At 67.1% G+C, this 17,565-nt stretch carries 18 protein-coding genes; 5 read left to right on the top strand and 13 right to left on the bottom strand.

Going from position 1 to position 17,565, the window contains the following annotated elements; genetic code table 11:
• Window positions 1-495 precede the first annotated feature (495 nt).
• Window positions 496-1,236 carry a ThuA domain-containing protein gene (locus tag VI123_RS13220; protein ID WP_336338534.1) on the top strand — a complete coding sequence of 247 codons (741 nt, stop codon included), beginning with the start codon at window positions 496-498 and terminating at the stop codon, window positions 1,234-1,236.
• Between the two features lie 57 nt (window positions 1,237-1,293).
• Window positions 1,294-2,103 carry an aldo/keto reductase gene (locus tag VI123_RS13215; protein ID WP_336338533.1) on the top strand — a complete coding sequence of 270 codons (810 nt, stop codon included), beginning with the start codon at window positions 1,294-1,296 and terminating at the stop codon, window positions 2,101-2,103.
• Window positions 2,104-2,167: 64 nt separating this feature from the next.
• Here the strand turns inward: VI123_RS13215 and VI123_RS13210 are convergent, their stop codons facing one another.
• Window positions 2,168-2,737, bottom strand: coding sequence for a hypothetical protein (locus tag VI123_RS13210; RefSeq protein WP_336338532.1), 570 nt, complete (start codon window positions 2,735-2,737; stop codon window positions 2,168-2,170).
• A gap of 139 nt (window positions 2,738-2,876) precedes the next feature.
• Window positions 2,877-3,455, bottom strand: coding sequence for an FAD-dependent oxidoreductase (locus VI123_RS13205; protein WP_336338531.1), 579 nt, complete (start codon window positions 3,453-3,455; stop codon window positions 2,877-2,879).
• A 111-nt stretch (window positions 3,456-3,566) separates the two neighbouring features.
• On the opposite strand from VI123_RS13205, the gene VI123_RS13200 reads away from it, so the two are divergent.
• The gene (locus tag VI123_RS13200) at window positions 3,567-4,607 is read left to right on the top strand and encodes a zinc-dependent alcohol dehydrogenase family protein (RefSeq protein ID WP_336338530.1); all 1,041 of its coding nucleotides are present in this window, start codon (window positions 3,567-3,569) and stop codon (window positions 4,605-4,607) included.
• A 465-nt stretch (window positions 4,608-5,072) separates the two neighbouring features.
• Here VI123_RS13200 and VI123_RS13195 read toward each other — a convergent pair whose 3' ends face one another.
• The 8 genes from VI123_RS13195 to VI123_RS13160 form a co-directional block, all read right to left on the bottom strand.
• A complete protein-coding gene (locus tag VI123_RS13195; RefSeq protein WP_336338529.1) occupies window positions 5,073-6,269 on the bottom strand; it encodes an ABC transporter substrate-binding protein in 1,197 nt (398 codons plus the stop codon).
• An 84-nt stretch (window positions 6,270-6,353) separates the two neighbouring features.
• A complete protein-coding gene (locus VI123_RS13190; RefSeq protein ID WP_336338528.1) occupies window positions 6,354-7,268 on the bottom strand; it encodes an ABC transporter ATP-binding protein in 915 nt (304 codons plus the stop codon).
• A complete protein-coding gene (locus VI123_RS13185) occupies window positions 7,265-8,440 on the bottom strand; it encodes a FecCD family ABC transporter permease (RefSeq protein ID WP_336338527.1) in 1,176 nt (391 codons plus the stop codon). Before VI123_RS13185 ends, VI123_RS13190 begins: the two co-directional genes overlap by 4 nt.
• Window positions 8,441-8,823: 383 nt before the next feature.
• Window positions 8,824-9,810, bottom strand: coding sequence for a DMT family transporter (locus VI123_RS13180; RefSeq protein WP_336338526.1), 987 nt, complete (start codon window positions 9,808-9,810; stop codon window positions 8,824-8,826).
• 274 nt (window positions 9,811-10,084) lie between these two features.
• Window positions 10,085-10,354 (bottom strand): DUF7571 family protein, encoded by a 270-nt coding sequence (locus VI123_RS13175; RefSeq protein ID WP_336338525.1) that lies wholly within the window; start codon window positions 10,352-10,354, stop codon window positions 10,085-10,087.
• A gap of 109 nt (window positions 10,355-10,463) precedes the next feature.
• Complete coding sequence (locus tag VI123_RS13170; protein ID WP_336338524.1) at window positions 10,464-11,081, bottom strand: class I SAM-dependent methyltransferase; 618 nt, start codon at window positions 11,079-11,081, stop codon at window positions 10,464-10,466.
• Window positions 11,082-11,189: 108 nt separating this feature from the next.
• Window positions 11,190-11,465 (bottom strand): SHOCT domain-containing protein, encoded by a 276-nt coding sequence (locus tag VI123_RS13165; protein ID WP_336338523.1) that lies wholly within the window; start codon window positions 11,463-11,465, stop codon window positions 11,190-11,192.
• Between the two features lie 128 nt (window positions 11,466-11,593).
• The gene (locus tag VI123_RS13160; protein ID WP_336338522.1) at window positions 11,594-12,028 is read right to left on the bottom strand and encodes a pyridoxamine 5'-phosphate oxidase family protein; all 435 of its coding nucleotides are present in this window, start codon (window positions 12,026-12,028) and stop codon (window positions 11,594-11,596) included.
• A 102-nt stretch (window positions 12,029-12,130) separates the two neighbouring features.
• Between VI123_RS13160 and VI123_RS13155 the strand changes: the two genes are divergently transcribed.
• On the top strand, window positions 12,131-13,966 hold the full coding sequence (locus tag VI123_RS13155; RefSeq protein ID WP_336338521.1) for a bacteriohemerythrin: 1,836 nt from the start codon (window positions 12,131-12,133) through the stop codon (window positions 13,964-13,966).
• Window positions 13,967-14,003: 37 nt separating this feature from the next.
• Here the strand turns inward: VI123_RS13155 and VI123_RS13150 are convergent, their stop codons facing one another.
• Complete coding sequence (locus tag VI123_RS13150; RefSeq protein WP_336338520.1) at window positions 14,004-14,477, bottom strand: hypothetical protein; 474 nt, start codon at window positions 14,475-14,477, stop codon at window positions 14,004-14,006.
• A 100-nt stretch (window positions 14,478-14,577) separates the two neighbouring features.
• On the opposite strand from VI123_RS13150, the gene VI123_RS13145 reads away from it, so the two are divergent.
• Window positions 14,578-15,348, top strand: coding sequence for a hypothetical protein (locus VI123_RS13145; protein WP_336338519.1), 771 nt, complete (start codon window positions 14,578-14,580; stop codon window positions 15,346-15,348).
• A 205-nt stretch (window positions 15,349-15,553) separates the two neighbouring features.
• Here VI123_RS13145 and VI123_RS13140 read toward each other — a convergent pair whose 3' ends face one another.
• Window positions 15,554-16,396: a hypothetical protein gene (locus tag VI123_RS13140; RefSeq protein ID WP_336338518.1), complete on the bottom strand. Its 843-nt coding sequence runs from the start codon at window positions 16,394-16,396 to the stop codon at window positions 15,554-15,556.
• 80 nt (window positions 16,397-16,476) lie between these two features.
• Window positions 16,477-17,406, bottom strand: a complete 930-nt coding sequence (locus tag VI123_RS13135; RefSeq protein WP_336338517.1) for a hypothetical protein — start codon at window positions 17,404-17,406, stop codon at window positions 16,477-16,479.
• Window positions 17,407-17,565 lie beyond the last annotated feature (159 nt).

Genomic DNA, 17,565 nt, shown 5'->3' with positions numbered 1-17,565 from the left:
AAGCAGGTGTCGCGGTCTCATTTCGAACCCACCTCGTTTCGCGGCTCTATCGCTCGAAACCTTCCGATACGGCGGTTTCTGGTAGGGTGCATCAGTCACGTCGTCCGGCAGGGAGTATTTATACCTATCTACTGTTTACATTATCGTCCATCAAGAATATCGGCGGTCCGGGAGCGAGAGCGTCTGAAAGTGTAAAAATCCGGCCGTTCTCTGGACGGCCAATCGAAACGGGATACAGTCGTGTGTATCGGGTATAGCGGCGGTCTACGGCTTGATTTCAGTCGACTGTACTCCGGGGCGGGACGCCTACATTCGTCTGTATTTAGCGGTCTCAGAGTGTGAGTCACAGCCATGCGGACACGACCCGTCTCGGCGTCCGCTATCGGAGGTGCCGAAGCGCCGCTCGGCCGCCGTTGGCGCGCGGACGGGGCGACCGCTCGTCGTACGGATTGCCGCTTAGCCAACGCCGTTACGGCGGAGGTGGAAACCAGAGGTATGACACGCGTCACAGTCTGGAACGAGTACGTCCACGAACAGGAGCACGAGGCCGTCGCGGACCTGTATCCCGACGGGATTCACGGCGCTATCGCCGCGGCGCTGGAGAACCGCGGGTTCGACACGGAGACGGCGACGCTCCACGAGCCGGAACACGGCCTCACCGAGGCGGTACTGGCGGAGACGGACGTCCTGACCTGGTGGGGCCACGCGGCCCACGACCAGGTCGACGACGCGGTGGTCGCCCGGGTGAAAGAGCGTGTCCTCGACGGCATGGGACTCGTCGTCCTCCACTCGGGCCACTACTCCAAGATATTCCGCGAGTTGATGGGGACGACCTGCAGTCTGAAGTGGCGTGAAGCCGCCGAAACCGAGCGACTGTGGGTCGTCGAACCCGGGCATCCAATCGCCGACGGCGTCGGGGAGTACATCGAGCTCCCGGAGACGGAGATGTACGGGGAGCGCTTCGACGTCCCCGCGCCGGACACGCTCGTGTTCAACTCCTGGTTCGAGGGCGGGGAGGTGTTCCGGTCGGGCTGTTGCTACCGCCGCGGCGCGGGCCGTATCTTCTACTTCCGGCCGGGCCACGAGACGTATCCGATTTACCACGACGAGGACATCCAGCGGGTCCTCGCCAACGCCTGCGAGTGGGCCGCGGAGGGCGACGGTCCGACCCCCGACTTCGGCAACGCCGACCCCATCGAGGCCATCGACGAGAGCGACGACCGGTCGGTCCACTGAGTCGGGGCCGCTGCACGGAACCAAAGAGATATCAGGACCTCGCTGGTGCTATAGCCCATGACTGACCTGCCAGCGATGGGACTCGGCACCTGGGAGAACACGGACCCGGACACCTGTGCGAACAGCGTTCGAACGGCGCTGGAAGCCGGGTATCGCCACATCGACACCGCACAGCACTACGAGAACGAGCGGGCCGTCGGGGCGGGCATCGCCGCCGCCGACGTGCCGCGAGACGAGGTGTTCGTCGCCTCGAAAGTGCATCCGAAGCGGTTCGGACTGGGCTACGACGAGGTCATCGAGGGCCTCGACGCGACGCTGGACCGGCTTGGGCTGGAAACGCTTGACCTCCTCTACGTCCACTGGCCGGTGGACGGCTACGAGGCGACGGAGACGCTGGCGGCGTTCGACGAACTGGTCAATCGAGGACGAATAGAGCACGTCGGCGTCTCGAACTTCAGCGTCGAGTTGCTGGACGAGGCCATCGACACGCTCGACGTGCCGCTGTTCGCCCACCAGGCCGAGACCCACCCGCTGTTACAGCAGGACGAACTCGTCGCCCACGCGCAGGCAGACGGGTACCACCACGTCGCGTACTCGCCGCTGGCCCGTGGGCGCGTGTTCGACGTCCCGGAAATCGAGGCAATCGCGGTGAAACACGGCGTCAGCCCGGCACAGGTTAGTCTCGCCTGGTTGCTCTCGCGAGACGGCGTGAGCGTCGTCCCGAAGGCCACGAGCGAAGCCCACATCCGGGACAACCTCGGGGCGCTCGACCTGGCCCTCGACGCCGCGGACGTCGACCGAATCCGCGGTATCGAGCACACCGAGCGGTTCGTCGAGCGCGACGGCGCGCCGTGGCAGGCGGAGTGAAGCGACAGACCGGTTGAGACGCGCGTATTCATTGTATTATATCGAATACTCGCCAGTGAGCGCGTCACTGGAGAAACGCCGGCCTCGGCTCCACGTTCCACTGTCCCGCCCCGCCGACGCGGTCGACGTCGAGCGTCAGTCCGTCGCGGAGCGCCGTTTCGAGTCCGTCGAACACCCCCTCCGGCGATATCGCCGCCGGCGACAGGACACGCCAGCGATACGCCCCGTCGGTGCGCTCCGACGCGAAGACGACCCCGTCGACAATCCGGTCGGTGACGATGGGAGCGACCGACTGACACCGGTCGATTTCGGCGTGGTAGGTGTACACTGTCCGTGCGGTCGGTCCCCGGTCGAGGACCTGATACTCCCTGGTCCCGGCACAGCGGTCGCTACCGAGACACTCGTTACAGCGTCCGTCGTCGAGGAACGCGTCCTCGAACGCCGAGACGGCGGCGGCGGACCCGTCCACGCGGTCGACGCGCCACATGGCGTCTCCGGCGACGGTACAGGTCGCGTTCCGGAGCCGTAGCGCAGGGTACTCCCGGAACAGGTCCATCAGGGGGTCGGCCCCCGCGGCGAACCTGATAGTGAACTCGAACTCCCTCACAGGGAACGGGTGGCCCCGGACCACCATAGTGAATCAGTCGATAAAACCGGCTGTCGTTCCGGGGCGCGCGGACGCCGAAACGACGCTTGGAGACACTGAAACCGCCGATTACGTACTTGCTTACGCCCCGGACTCGCCGGTCGTCCACCGGGGGCAGCGCCGGGGCCTACTCCTCCGAGCCGAACAGCGCGTCGGCGTCGGCGGGCGTATCGAAGTCGTGGAAGTGCTCCCCTTTCTCCTTGGTGAGGATGTTCAGCGCCGCGGCCGCGCCGTCGCCGGCGGAGATGACCGCCTGCCACTCCTCGGCCCGGACCATGCCACCCGTCGCGTAGGCGTTGTCGACGCTCGTCTCCATCGTCACGTCCACGTCGACGGTGTCCTCGTCGGTCATCCCACAGCCCAGCGACTCCGCGAGGTCGCGGTTGGCACCCGTCGCGAGGACGAGGTAGTCCGCCTCGTAGGTCTCCTCGGCGGTCGTGGCCTCGAACCCGGACTCGGTCTGTGCCACGTCGGTTACTTCCGTGCCCTGCTTTCGGTCGACGCCGAAGCTATCGACCTGTGTACGGGCGGTCTCCATGAACGCGGAACCGTCATGGGAGCCGACCCCGAGGTAGTTGAACAGGTGGGCCTTGTGCATCCAGGTCCCGTCGGTGTCGAAGACCGTCGTTTCCAGGCCGTTCTTCTGTGCGAACAGTGCGGCGCTCAGGCCGGCGGGGCCGCCGCCGACGACGAGTACGTCCGTCATGTGCCGCTGTTTCTGTCCCGGCGGTGGTAATTGTTTTCATCTAGTAACATCGTGCCGGTGTCACGACGGCCGCATGGGAACGGTTTTGCACGGTCGCTCCGAAGCGAGCACATGCGCGCAGCTATCTATCGCGGTCCCGGAGAGATAACCGTCGAGGAGGTCCCGCGACCGGAAATCGAGTCGCCAACCGACGCAATCGTCCGCGTGACACACACCGCGGTCTGTGGCTCCGACCTGTGGTTCTATCGCGGCGAGAGCGACCGCGAGGAGGGGTCTCGGGTCGGCCACGAGCCGATGGGCATCGTCGAGGAGGTCGGCGACGACGTGCGTTCGGTCGAACCCGGCGACCGGGTGTTCGCTCCGTTCGTCGTCAGTTGCGGCCGGTGTGAGTTCTGCCGGAAGGGCCTGCACACCTCCTGTGTCAACGGCGACTCCTGGGGCGGCGACAACGGCGGCGGCCAGGGCGAGTACGTCCGGGCGACGGAGGCCGACGGGACGCTCGTCCGCGTTCCGGGCCGCCACGCCGACGACGAGGACACGCTGGAGGCGATTCTGCCGCTGACGGACGTGATGGGGACCGGCCACCACGCGGCGGTCAGCGCCGGCGTCGAGGAGGGCGACACCTGCGTCGTCGTCGGCGACGGGGCCGTCGGCCTGTGTGGCGTGCTCGCGGCGCGCCGCCTCGGTGCGGAACGCATCATCGCCATGGGCCACCACGAGGACCGCCTCGACCTGGCGGAGTCGTTCGGCGCGACGGAGACAGTCGCCGCCCGCGGACAGGACGCCGTCGACGCGGCGCTGGACCTGACCGACGGCGGCGCGAACCACGTGCTGGAGTGTGTCGGTGCGGCCTCGGCGATGGAGACGGCCATCGACGTCTGTCGGCCGGGCGGGACCGTCGGCTACGTCGGCGTGCCACACGGCGTCGACGACGACGGACTGGACGTGTTCTCGATGTTCGGCGACAACATCGGGCTCAACGGCGGCGTGGCACCGGTTCGGGCCTACGCCGACGACCTGCTGGCCGACGTGTTACAGGGCACGCTCGACCCGTCGCCGATATTCACGAAGACCGTCGACCTCGACGGCGTGCCCGACGGGTATCGGGCGATGGACGAACGGGAAGCAATCAAAGTCCTCGTCAAACTGTAGTCGGTCACCGGGTGCGGAACTGCACACGGACGGAGAAGCGACCGGTCGGTAGTTCTTGGCGTGGCGTCACCGATTCGAATCGGACAGCGTTACCCTAACTTACCGCAGGAACGACATCGCGGCCGTTCGGCAGTCGGGTCGTAAGCCAGGGCGACGTCGTTGCAGTGGTGGCAGTAGCGGTCGGAGCCGGCGGCATGCGAGTGCGCGTTTCCTTCGTGTACTAACATATGAGAGTGGATGACACGGTACTATAAAAATTTTCTGGACAAATAGCACAGTAGTACCTTATATTCCACATATACTGCTAGCGCAGACCGAGTTCGTGAGACAATCGCCCAGGTATTCGGGCGATATTCTTTACATCCAAGGACCTATCAAGACCGCGTAGAGCGACCGGTGGTCAGTATCGCCTGCGGGTGTCGGTGACGGAGCGGACCGAGTCGCGGGCGCTGGCCCCGTCGAGAGCTACACGGGGTCGAACGACCCGGTGATGACGTCCGCGACCCGCTGGCGGTCGAACAGCTGTTCCTCGGCCGGAATCTCGGGATAGGGGCCCGAGGTGTAGGTCGGCCACTCGCCGAACTGCTCCGGGTACAGCTGCTTCGCGGTCATCTCCAACTGGAAGAGGTGGAGAATCGGCCCCTGGTATCGCGCCCCCTGCGGGTAGATGCGGTCGTTCTGGACGGCCGTTATCTCGGCGGCGACGGGGTCGGACGCGAACGCCTCGCGCCGCTCCGGGAGGCTCGTGTTCGGCTCGAACCCGCCGAGGTGGAGTATCACGTCCGGGTCCGCCTCCAGCAGCGTCTCGAAGTCGACCACGGTGTTGGTCTCGACCGCGCCCTCGAAGGCGTCCCGTGCGCCGAGCGGGCGGGTGTGGGCGGTCAGGAACCCGGGGTTGTCGAGCGTGTACGCGTACATCTCGTCGATGTCGGCTGCGGCGAGCATCACCGCCGACGGGCGCTCGGACTCGGGCGGGAGCCTCGCGTCGATGGTCGAGCGTAGCTCGTCGTGGACGGCCGCGAGCGCCTCGTAGCGAGCCTGCTCCTGGAACGCCTCGGCGACGAGTTCGAACTGCTCCCAGAGGGTGTAGTACTCGTAGTCCTCCCAGCCCGGCGCTGGTTCGGCGTGGCGGTCGCTCAGCGAGTTGCCGAACCACGGCGAGACGTTGGTCGCTATCTCCTCGAAGTCCGGCCGGTCCCAGTTGTCCTGTTTGGCTATCCAGGCCGGGTCCGCCAGGTGGACGTCGCTGTCCAGTTCGTACAGTTTCTCCTTGCTCGGCTCCCACGAGGAGTACAGCCCGCTCCAGTCCAGCGACACGCCGGGCAGCCGTTCGACGAACTGGTTCCAGAGGCCGTTGTAGTAGTCCGGGGCGTGCATCGCCGTGACGGTGTCCCCCCGTCCCAGGGCGAAAGCCATGTCGGCGTGGTGGGTGAGCCGCGTGAAGACGGTCTCCGGAGGCGAATCGAACGTCACCTCGCCCATCGGCGAGATGGCGACGGAGTAGGACCCGTCGGCCGTCCCCGTCGCGGACGGCGTCGGTGTGGCTTCGCTTCCCTCCGTGTCGCCGGTACAGCCAGCGAGTAACCCGGCGCTGAGAACTGTCGCGCCGTATTTCACGTACTCTCTCCGCGTCGGCGTCTCGGTATCGGCGTCGTCTGCCATGTTTTTAGGCTAGCCTAAAAATTATATAGGCGTTCCGGTTCGGCGACCGCGGGGCAGACGCCGGGTCGGGCGTCGGTCCGGTCGCTACTCGGCGACGACTTCTCCGGGGCGCTCCGCTTCGTCGCCGTCGCTCCCGCGTTCGTCCCCGTCATGACGGGCACAGATGGGGTCGACGCGCGGCCCGCGGGGCGTGACCGAGACCTCGGCCTCGATTTCGAAGACCTCCGCGAGTAACTGCTCCGTCACGACATCCTCGGGCTTCCCCCGGGCCTGTATCTCGCCGTCCCTGAGCGCGACCATCCTGTCGGCGAGGCGGGCCGCCTGCTCGATGTCGTGGAGGACCACGACGACTGTGATGTCGCTCTCGTCCCGGAGCGTCTCGATTATCGCCATCACTTCGAGTTGGTGGTGGAGGTCGAGAAACGTCGTCGGCTCGTCAAGCAGGAGGACGTCGGTGTCCTGTGCGAGGACCATCGCTATCCAGGCCAGTTGCTTCTGGCCGCCGCTGAGACTGCCGACTTCGCGGTCGCGGAGGTGGTCACAGCCGGCCAGGTCGATGGCCCGGTCGACGGCGGCCTCGTCCTCGTCGGTGACGCTCTCGAAGAACCCGCGGTGCGGGTAGCGGCCGTGATACACCAAATCCTCGACGGTGATGCTGTTCGGCGACGTGCTCTCCTGTGAGAGGAGGCCGAGCTTTCGGGCCATCTCTTTGGGTTCAAGGGTCTGGATGTCCTGCCCGTCCAGCAGGACCGACCCCGCCGCCGGCGTGAGCTGGTTCGCCAGACCCTTCAGTAGCGTACTCTTGCCCGAGCCGTTCGGGCCGACGAGGGCGGTCACGGCCCCCGGCTCGGCCGCAATCGACTCGCCGTCGATGACCGGACTGTCGCCGGACGGGTAGGTCAGGACCAGGTCCTCGCCGGTCAGCGAGGCCTCGGTTCGGTTCGTCGACGACTCCGTAGCGGCGGTACCGCTCGCGGTCGCGTGGTTCTGTGACGTCATATCTCACCCATGTGCTGTTGTCTGCGCATCAGATAGAGGAAGTACGGCCCCCCGACCAGTCCGGTGACGATGCCGACCGGAATCTGTGTCGGGCTCAACGCCAGGCGCGCCCCGACGTCGGCACCGACCATGAGCGCCGGCCCGGCGAAGACACAGCCGACGACGAGCTTCCGGTAGTCGCTCCCGACGATGTTGCGGACCATGTGGGGGACGATGAGGCCGATGAAGCCGACGATACCGGCCACGGCGATGCTCGCGGACGCCGCGAGCACGGCCACGCCCGAGAGCGCGAACCGGACCTTCTCGACGCTCATGCCCAGCGACCTGGCGGTGTTCTCGCCGAGCAGGAGGACGTTCAGCTGGCGCGAGCTGAAAAGCGACAGCCCCATCGCCACGACCGTCCAGGGCAGCGCCATCCGAACCTGCTCCCAGTCGGTTCCGGTCAGCGACCCGGTGGTCCAGGCGATGGCGGACTGGACGATGCCGATGTCGTCCGCGAAGAAGAACATCGCCGTCTGGAGGGAGCCGAAGACGGTGCTGACGATGACGCCGGCCAGCACCAACCGGACCGGCGAGGTGCCGTTCTTCCAGGCGATGGCGTAGACGACGAGAAACGCCACCGCGCCGCCGGCGGAGGCAATCAGCGGGAGGAGCGTCGCCAGCCCCGAGAACACCACCAGCGTGAGCAGAATCATCAGCCCCGCGCCCGAGGAGACGCCGAGGATGAACGGGCTGGCGAGTTCGTTCCGTGTGACCGCCTGGAAGATGGCTCCGGACACCGCGAGGTTCATCCCGACGAGCACGCCGACGAGCACGCGGGGCAGCCGGATGTTCCAGACGATGAGGCTCCGCCTGTTCATCTCCGGGAGCGACGCGTCGACGACGAGCGAGTCCCAGGCCAGGGGGTGCAACAGCGCGTCGGGGTTGACCTGCCCGCCGAGCAACAGCACCTGCCAGACCCGGAGGTCGAACAGAATCTGCGGGTCGAAGACGGCCCGCCACGCTTCGAGGATAGTCATCGAGTACGCGCCGAAACTCACCTGCACGAGACCGCCGGCGACGACGACCGCCACGCTCGCCAGACAGAGCCCGAGCAGCGACGCGTCGACGTCGCCGACCCAGGCCCGTGCGCGTTCCCGGACGCCGGGGGTGTTCGTCGACCTGCTCGCCATCGCTACTCGCACACCTCCGCGCGGCCGGGCCCGGCCCGGCGTCGTGTCTCGGCCGCCACCCCACGCGCGGTCCGGACGGGCGATGCGACCAACTCAGGGACGGGAGAGCGACCGGCGGTGTCGGCCCAGCCCCACACCGGACGTCCCCCCACGGCTGTCGCCCCGCCGCCGGTCACGGACAGCCGGCGGGTCGGTCCGACAGTGTCGCTCGAATCTACCGACATATTATTTAGGGCAGCCTAAACGGATAAAGCGCTTTCGGAAATTAGGGGCACCGAAACCATCGCGGTCGGCGGCGGGCATCGAACGGACGGTGCCCGCAGTGCGGCCACAAACGCCAAATCCGCAGGGCGGTCAGTGGTAGCTTCGCCGTGGCGGCCCGGTTATTCCCGGGTCGCGTACGCGTTCCCGCTGACGACCACGCAGTCGTCCTGGGGGCCACAGTGGTACGACCGGGAGCCGGCGTGGCGACGCCGCAGGGACCGGAGCACGTCGGCTTTCACCCACGCGAACCCGACCACGATGACGGCGAAGCCGGCGACGGTCACCGGCCCGAGCGTCTCGCCGAGCAGGAGCCAGCCGCTGACGGCCGTCACCGCCGGGACGGCGTAGGAGACCAGACTGGTCTCGGCGGCCCCGACGGTGCTGACCAGGCGGAAGTACAGCAGGAACCCGACGGCGCTGGCGACGATACCGAGGTACGCGACCGCCGCGACCTGTTCGAGACCGACCGAGACAGTCCCGAGCCGCTCCGAGGGCAGGCCGGCGCTGACGGCGTGTAAGATGGCGGCACCGAGCAGCGTCATCCAGGCCTGGAGGCTCACGAGCGGGAGGGAACTGGTGAAGCGTTCGGTCAGGACCGCACCGACCGCGAACGCCACGGCCGACCCGATGAGTAGGGCGACGCCCAGCAGCCGGCCGCCGACCGAACCCGGCGTGGGGTTGGCGATGATGACCACGCCGACGAACCCGCAGACGGTACCGATGAGTTCGTGGGGGCGGACCCGGTAGCTGGGCAGCAGCGTCGAGGCGAACGCCGGGGTCACCACCGGCGTGAGACTGAGCAGGATTGCGCCGAAGGAGCTCGGGACGTACTGCTGACCGAGAAACAGCAACGCGAAGTGTGCGCCGATGAGGACGATGCCGCCGATGAGTATCAGCGACCAGTCGTCGCGGGTCCGCGGGCGCAGCGTTCGGCCCTGCCAGAGGGCGTAGCCGAGCAGGACGACGGCGGCGATGTCGTGTCGGACCGCTGCCAGCAGCACCGGCGGGACGGTTTCGAGGCCGGTCTTGATAGCCACAAAGGAGAGACCCCAGATGAGCGCGAGCGCAGCAAACAGCGAGCCGAGATGTCGTGTCGAGCGTGTCATTCCAGTAGAGACCAACCGTACGTGCTGGAGGAGTATGAAGCTTCTATCGCCACTGTGACCCACACACACGGCCGCTACCGCGGAATCCGCCGTTCAGAAATTCCGGCGAACGGTGTGTGTTCGCAGTGCTATCCTGGCTCGGCGTAGCGAGACGTAGCGTTCTGCTCGCTGGCGTGTCGCGGAGTTCGAATTCGGCGGGGAAATAAGTTCAGTTGTCTGTCACTATCGGCGGGGCCGCGGACGATGCCCACGTCGGCAGACCCGAGCGGACCGCTCAGGTCGACGCCGCGTCGAAGTGCCAGCCCGGGTCGGCCCCGGTCTCTGCGATGTGGTCGGACCGGCAGGCCGGACAGCAATCGGGGACCGCGGACTTCGAGCGCGGGACGTACACCGCGCCGCCACACTCCGTGCAGGCGTCCGCGACGACTGTCACGCAGTCGGTACAGAGGTTGAAGTCGTCGACTGTGAGGTCCCGCAGGGGTTCGAGTTGTTTGTCCAAGAGGTACTCGTCGATAGCCGCCTGACAGTTCTGGCACAGTTGCATGGCGATTCAAGTTGTCCCATGGTACCGTGACACAAATAACTACTGCCCGAGTATCGGCGCTGAGAGTCCCGGGACGGCTGTCGGTCGAGCGACGAGACAGCGGGCGAGGTCAGGGGGCGCGGAACACGCGGATGGTGTCCCGCGACGTTGGCTCACGGATAATCTGTGCGAGGCCGTGTTCCGAGAACACCTGCTTCCAGTCGCGGTGGTACAGCGGGAAGTCGTCGTCGACGTAGCTGACCTCGGCGTCCGCGCGTCCGCGGTCGGGGCTGTTGCCCTCGTTCTCGGCGACGACCAGCAGGTCCCCGGCGACGCGCGCGATTTCCCCGAACACCCACGCGTCGTCGGGATGGATGTGCTGGAGCGTCTCGACGGAGTAGACGACGTCGAACGCGTCGTCCTCGAACTCCGGGAGGAGGTCCTCCAGCGCGCCGGTGTGGAACGTCCCCGACTCCGCGAGCCGGGGGTAGTGCTCGGCCATCACGTCGAAGGAGTCGTCGTTGATGTCGACCCCGGTGAGGTCCCCGTAGCCGTGGTTCTTGAGGTGGGCCAGGTGGCGACCCGACCCACACCCGAGTTCGATGATTCGGGCGTCGTCGTGGACGTAGTGGTCGAGCACGTCGACGAGCGTCTCGCTAACCTCGTTGGGGCCGAGTTCGGCGTAGTACGCCGGCGAGAACTTCCCGGAGCGGGAGGCCCAGTCGTCTCGAACGTCGTCCGGGTCCATACCCTCCGTACACTGTTGCGGAATAAATGCACCACGAAGTGCGTGTCGGGGGAAGGCGGGCGAACGCGCCGCGGTTTCCGGGCGAATCAGGCGGTCGTCCGGACCGGCCTACGATTCGTACTGGAGCAGTCGGTCGGCCCGCGTCTCCAGTTCCGCCTCGTCTATCTCGCCGTTCGCGTACTGCCGTTTGAGCGTCTCCAGCGAGTCCGGCTGGGCGGTCGTCCGTTGTCGCCGCAGGTACCACAGGCCCCCAATCGCCACGAAGACGACGAGCGCCAGGAGCAGCCACCAGACGCCCGGTGTCGCGCCCGTCCCCGCCCCCATCGCCCCGCCGTGGGGGCCCATCGGTCCGTGCTGGAGTAACGCGGTCGTGAATGGGAACATCGTGGTCACCTCTCAGTTGTACGTACGTGTCACGGGGTATAACAACGTTCGCTGGTTCCCATCGCGTGAGAACGTGCCGCCGCCGAAGGGGAGCGACGGCTCGGCAGGAGACGGGCCGTGCCCACCGCTCACCCGACCCGGAACTCCCGCCCGCTCCAGTCCTCGATTCGGAGTTCGTACGGCGTGGTCGTCTCCGTCCCGCCCCAGCTGACCGGGTTCGGCGCGAACTGCGTGTTGCTGGCCAGCGAGGCGAGGGCCGGCTCCACGTCGCCGTAGGTCGTCTCGACCAGTTCGCCGGTGACGACGACGCTTCGCCACACAGACTTGGGTTCGGTCTCCTCGTAGACGGTGAAGGCGGCGCTGGCGTTCGCCGCCAAGTAGCGGTGTTTCCGGCTCCCGTCGCTCTCCGAGAGGTGAAACGCCAGGCAGTCCGTCGCCGGGTCGTAGCCGAACGCGACCGGGACCGGGTACGGGGTCGCCTCCGACGGACTCGACAGCGCCAGCACGCCGATGCCGTTCCCCGCGAGGACCTCGACGACCGCTTCGTCACTGAGTGTGCGCATTCCGACCGCAGTGACGCCCGGGAACCACTTGTGATGGGGGTCGCGTTTTCAGTCGGTGGGAACGTGAGAGTCGCTTTTCAAATAAGGGTGAACAGAACGGGTATGGGCACGGACTCGACGGGGGAATTCGCCGAGTGGGACGAGGAGCGATACAGCACCAACGTCGAGCGGTTCGACGAGCAGCACAAGCGGCTGTTCGGACTGCTGAACGACCTCCACACGGCGATGGACGAGGGCCACTCCGAGGAGGAGGTCGGCGACATCCTGCGGGAGCTAGAACGGTACACGGAGTACCACTTCGGCGACGAGGAGGAGTTCATGCAGAACTGCGGGTACGCCATGGACTGCAGCGACTGTTTCTACAACCACCGGGAGATGCACGAGGAGTTCGCCGGGAAGGTCCGGGAGCTCCGCGAGAAACACGAGAACGGGGAGTACGTCACGATGGAGGTCCTGACAGTCGCCCGGGACTGGCTCGACGCCCACATCGCCGCGAGCGACGAGGACCAGAACTACGCGGACTACTTCGAGAACGAGGTCAGCGACGACTACGAGTACGAGCCCGGCCAGCTCTACCAGGACCGGTCGGCGTCGGAAGACCCTGTCCCGGTCGAGCGGCGAAGCGAGGACGCCGGCGTGCGCCTCGACAGCGAGGTCCACGACGGGGGGTCGCTGTCGGTCCCCGAGGGGTCGGTGGCCGCCTGGTTCGAGGACGTCGCCTCGGAGTACGGGGACCGGACCGCGGCGCTCGTCCGGGCCGACGGCGAGTTCGTCGAGCGGAGCTTCGAGGGGATGGCAGACCGGGCGAAAGCTATCGCGGGCGGCCTCCTCTCGACGGCCCTGCGGCCGGGGGACCGACTGGCCATCAGGGCGCAGTCCCAGTACGAGTGGTCCGTCCTCGACCTGGCCTGTCACTTCGCCGGGCTCGTCCCGGTGGCGCTCTACCCGTCGGCCAGCGACGACCGGGCCGCCGAGGTCATCGAACGGACCGGCGCGACCGGGCTCGTCGCCGAGGGCGACGTGGCCGAGGACCTCGCGAGGGCCGTCGAGACCGTGCTCGATTTCGGGGCGCTGCCGACCGACGAGGCGAGGGTGCTCCCCGGCCTCCAGACGGACGGCGACGAGGTGGCGACGGTCGCGTTCGACGTGGCCGCCCCGGCGGAGCAGGCCGGCTGTGCGCTGACACACCGGAACCTCCTGGCGGCAGCCGAGAGCCTCCGCGAGGAGCTACCCGTCGACCCCGGGGCGACCGGGACGTGTTCGCTCCCGCTGGCACACGTCTATCAGCGGGTCGCGACGTACTACCTCTGGGCGACCGGGAGCGCCGTCGCCTACCTCGGGGCCGACTCGTTCGTCGACCAGCTCGCGGCCGTCGAGCCCGACGTGCTCGTCGGCGTCCCGAAGATGTACCAGCAGCTCTACGGGACGATACAGGACCGACTGGGCGACATGGGCTGGATGAAGCGCAAGGTCGGCGGCCGGGTCACCGCCTACGGGCGGGACATCGTCGCGGGACGGGGGACGCCGCTGAAATACCGGGCCGCGGAGCGGCTCGTGTACAGGCCGCTCCGGCGGGAGGCGGGGCTCGCGAACCTCACGTACGCCCTCTCCGGAACGGGCCAGCTAGACGACCACCTGCTGTACTTCTTCCGGGGGCTCGACGTACCGGTCTGTGAGCTGTACGGCTCCGTCGGGACGACCGGCATCGGCGCTCTGAACCGGGCGGACGCCTACGTCGAGGGGACAATCGGCGACCCGATGGCCGGCGTCGAACTCGCGGTGGCGGAGAACAGGGAGCTACTGGTCCGCGGCCCGACCGTCCTGGGCGGCTTCCTCGACGACGACCGGACGGGCGCACGGACGCTCCGGGACGACTGGTACCACACCGGCGAGACCGCCGAAGTGGGGTCGGACGGCACGCTGTCGCTGGGCGAGTGAGAGCCCTGCCGGCGACCGGAGCGGTCCCCGGTCCGAATCAGACGAGCCGCGACCCGACCGCGACGAGGGGCACGAGAACGAGCAGATACGCGGCGGCCGATATCGCCCAGTCCCGCCGGATGGCCGCCAGCCGGACCGACGGCAGACGGGACCGCGGGAGGACGACGAAGACGAAGAAGCCGACCATCAGCGCGTACAGGACGGCGGCGGCGAGTCCCGTCGCCAGCAGCGACTGCCCGCCTAGGAGTCCCTCGCTGGTGAGCAGCACCCAGACGAACAGCGGGCCGGTCAGCCAGCCGGCGACGTAGTGGACGACGCTGGCGAGCCGCTCCGGGGCGTGCTGTGGCGCGCTGTCGGTCAGCACGCCGGCGGCGACGAGCGGCGGCGTCTCACCCTCCGTGAGTCTGGCCATCACGAGGTCCATCGCCAGCGTCGCGGCGACGCCGGCGGCAACGCCGATAACGAACCTGAGCGACACCGTAAGCGTCGTGACAAGCGGGACCGACTCCATGTACCACTGACAGGACGGGGATGTATTCTGTCTGACGGTTCGGGCCGACACCGATTTGTTGGGTGCGAAAGCCCGTGATGCTACGGTCCGTAGCCGACGTATGCGCACACAGGACGCGGGACACCGGGCGGCCGCGGTCGCCGCCATCGCCGACCGCGACTATCGCCGCGCCGGGGACGAGTACACGCGGGCCGGGTGGCGCGTGCTCTCGGACCCGCGGGAGGGTATCGACCCCTTCGACGCCGACGAGAAGGGCTGGGTCGGCGACGGCCTCGGGTACCTGGCGACCGGCGCGGTCTGTTACCGCGTCGCCAGCCTGGAGACGCGGGCCACTCGCCGCGGCGTCGAGGGAGTCGCCGTGGCCGAGGACCTGACCAACGGGCTCGACCACCCGGTCCAGCACGCCTGCCTGAAAGAGTTCGCCGCGGACTTCCGGACGGTCGCGGGACTCGACGGCGCGGACGGGGCGTACCGGGCGGCGGAGACGGCCTACGAGGACGCTGCCAGCGCCGTCGACAGCCCACAGACCTGGGGAACGACGCCGCTGTTCGAGGCCGCCGCGACGGTCCTCCAGCAGGTCGCCCGCGGCCCCGCCGACGGAGAAATCGCCATCCCCTGGGCGGACCTCCACGGCACGGACCCCGACGACCCCGGCCGCTTCCTCGCACAGCGGGCCGTCGTCAAACGCCAGCGGTTCCCCGGCCTCGTCGAGCGAGCGGTCGACGACGGGTTCCTCGCCGCCCCCCGAGGGACGACGGAGTACGACACCGATCACCACCGCTGTCCGCACTGTGGCTCGACGGACGTGAACTGGGTCGCCGAGAGCGTTCTGTGCCTCCGGTGTTCTCATCCGACGGCAGAGACGAATTGATTCACGCGGTTTACAGCTATTCCGCCACCAGCCTACAGATACAATAAGCTTTGAGAGAGATTTGTACTCAGATGCCACCATATAGAGGACACATGGAAATACGTGTATGAATACAAGGACATATTGGGGACATTTCGAGTGGAAAAATCGACTCTGCAACAGTATCGAGATAGATGGAGTTGAGGAGCGGACGCGACGCGAGCGGTCACGTCGTCGGTTCGGTCGCCTCGGTGGCTGGCGTCGAATCGCTGCGTCCTTCGAGTACGAGTCGCCGATTGACGACGTGGTCGACGACGGTGGTGCTGTCGAGAATCTCCGTCTCGCCGTCGTCCCAGTCGGCGTCGTACCGGCGGACCTCGAACGAGTCCATCGCGTTCCGGTTCTCGGACACCGGTTCGACGACGTCGATGTACTCGCCGGTGGCGGTGTTGCGGTACGTGTCCCCCGCGGCGAAGCCGACGACGGGGACCTCGTCGGGCCACTCCCAGGAGAACTCTCGGAGGTAGCGGTCGAACTGCCAGACGAGTGACTCCGGGTCGCGGTCATCGTCGAGCGCCCCCACGGCGGCCGCGTCGAGCGTCCGGTCCCAGTAGTCGACGACGCAGTCCTTGAGGTCGGCCTGAAGCCGGTCCTCGACCAGTTTCTGCTCGATTGGGTAGCCGATTTCGATGGCGACGACGGCGTGACGGTCGAGGTGAGTCAGACAGCGCTGGCATTCGATTTCGAACACGGACAGGCCGAGCGGGTGCTCCGCAGTCAGGTGGGCCAGTTCGTTCCCGCATCCGGGACACCACAGGAACAACACCCCGTTGTCCGCACCGGCCAGTTCGCCGAGCACGGTCAGGTCGTCGAACGCCGTGTCTGGCGGGGTCGTCCGGGACTCCGACGTGGCCTCGGTGTCGTTCTCGGCGGCGTCGTCCGCGTACTTGGCTAGCTTCCGGTCTTTCAGCAGCGACTTGATGACCGAGTCGTGCGAGGAGTGGGACTCCGCGTCACGTATCCGCTCTATCTGTTCTTTCGTCCAGTCGCGTACGCGAATCGTTGCCATTTGTCACACATATAAGCCCAGGTACAAATATGGTTTCCCCGGTGCGCTGGTCCGTCGCTCCGCCCACGGCGTCGTGTAGGTCAGTGACTGGCAGCGGTGATACGGCGCTTGATTTCGGCGTTCGAGACGCGTATCTGGTTCGCGGCCAGTCGGTGGGTGACGAGGTCGAGCAGGTCCAGTTCGGACAGCAGCCGGCGGGCGTGGGTCTGGCTCAGGTCGAGCCGCTGAGTCACTTCGTGCAGCGAGGTGGCCCGGGTGACGGTCTGCGCGAGTTCGGCGACTGTGAGGTCCTGTGAGATGCCGAGCCCGTCCGCGACGAGGTTGTCGTCGCTGTCCTTCGCGTCCGCCTCGGCAAGCAGGTCGGCGACCGACCGCGAGCCCAGCCCGTCCGGTTCCTCGGGCTGTTCGCCGTCGGCCGACCGGTCGTCGGGCGGGTCCGAGTCGGCCGAGGAACTGGCGTCAGCGTCCGAGTCCGCACCCGATTCCGGCTGTACGTTCGAGAGGCTGAGCCCGCCGGCCTGTGGCGTCGTCTCGGTCGGGTCGTGGATGTCGTACTCGACCATGTACCGGCGGACGGTCTCGGAGGTCACGTCGGCGTCCAGCGCCTCGGTCATCTCCGGGAACGTATCGCAGGCCTCGTAGGCGGCCTGGAGCGCCTCCGGGTCCTTGTACGCCGGCACGGAGTCCGACTGCGAGAGGGTCCCGGCCAGTTCGTCCGGTTCCTCTCCCTCCGCCGACGGGACCGGGATGTCGGTCCCGACGGGCACGGTGACCGTCACGTCGAGTTCGATTCGCCTGTCGGTCAGGTCGAGCTCCTCGGCGTCGACGGAGACGTCGTCGTGGAGCGATACCCCGCCGAAGACCGGCGTCGAGAGCGTCAGGTCGGCGCTGATTTCGTCGTTGTCCGCGGTCGTCTGGCCTCTGACCGAGACCGACTCCACCTCAGTGTCTGACGATTCCACGCATTCGAGTACCTGCGTGAACGTCTCAAAGGCGTCACTAACTACCATATGTCACTCACGAACACAGTGCTACTATTACGTACTGGAATCGGAAATATTTGCGCGGCCGCGAAGCGAGATATTTGGCCCGTCAGCCACGCTGCGGTCGGATACTGTGTACGGAACGTGCACACTGACGAGAGATTTCAGCAGCCGCTGTATTATACA

The sequence above is a fragment of the Haloarcula sp. DT43 genome (assembly GCF_037078405.1).
In the GTDB taxonomy this organism is placed as follows: domain Archaea; phylum Halobacteriota; class Halobacteria; order Halobacteriales; family Haloarculaceae; genus Haloarcula; species Haloarcula brevis.
The sequence above is the reverse complement of the archived record's forward strand: the minus strand, read 5'-3'. Positions and strand labels throughout refer to the sequence as shown.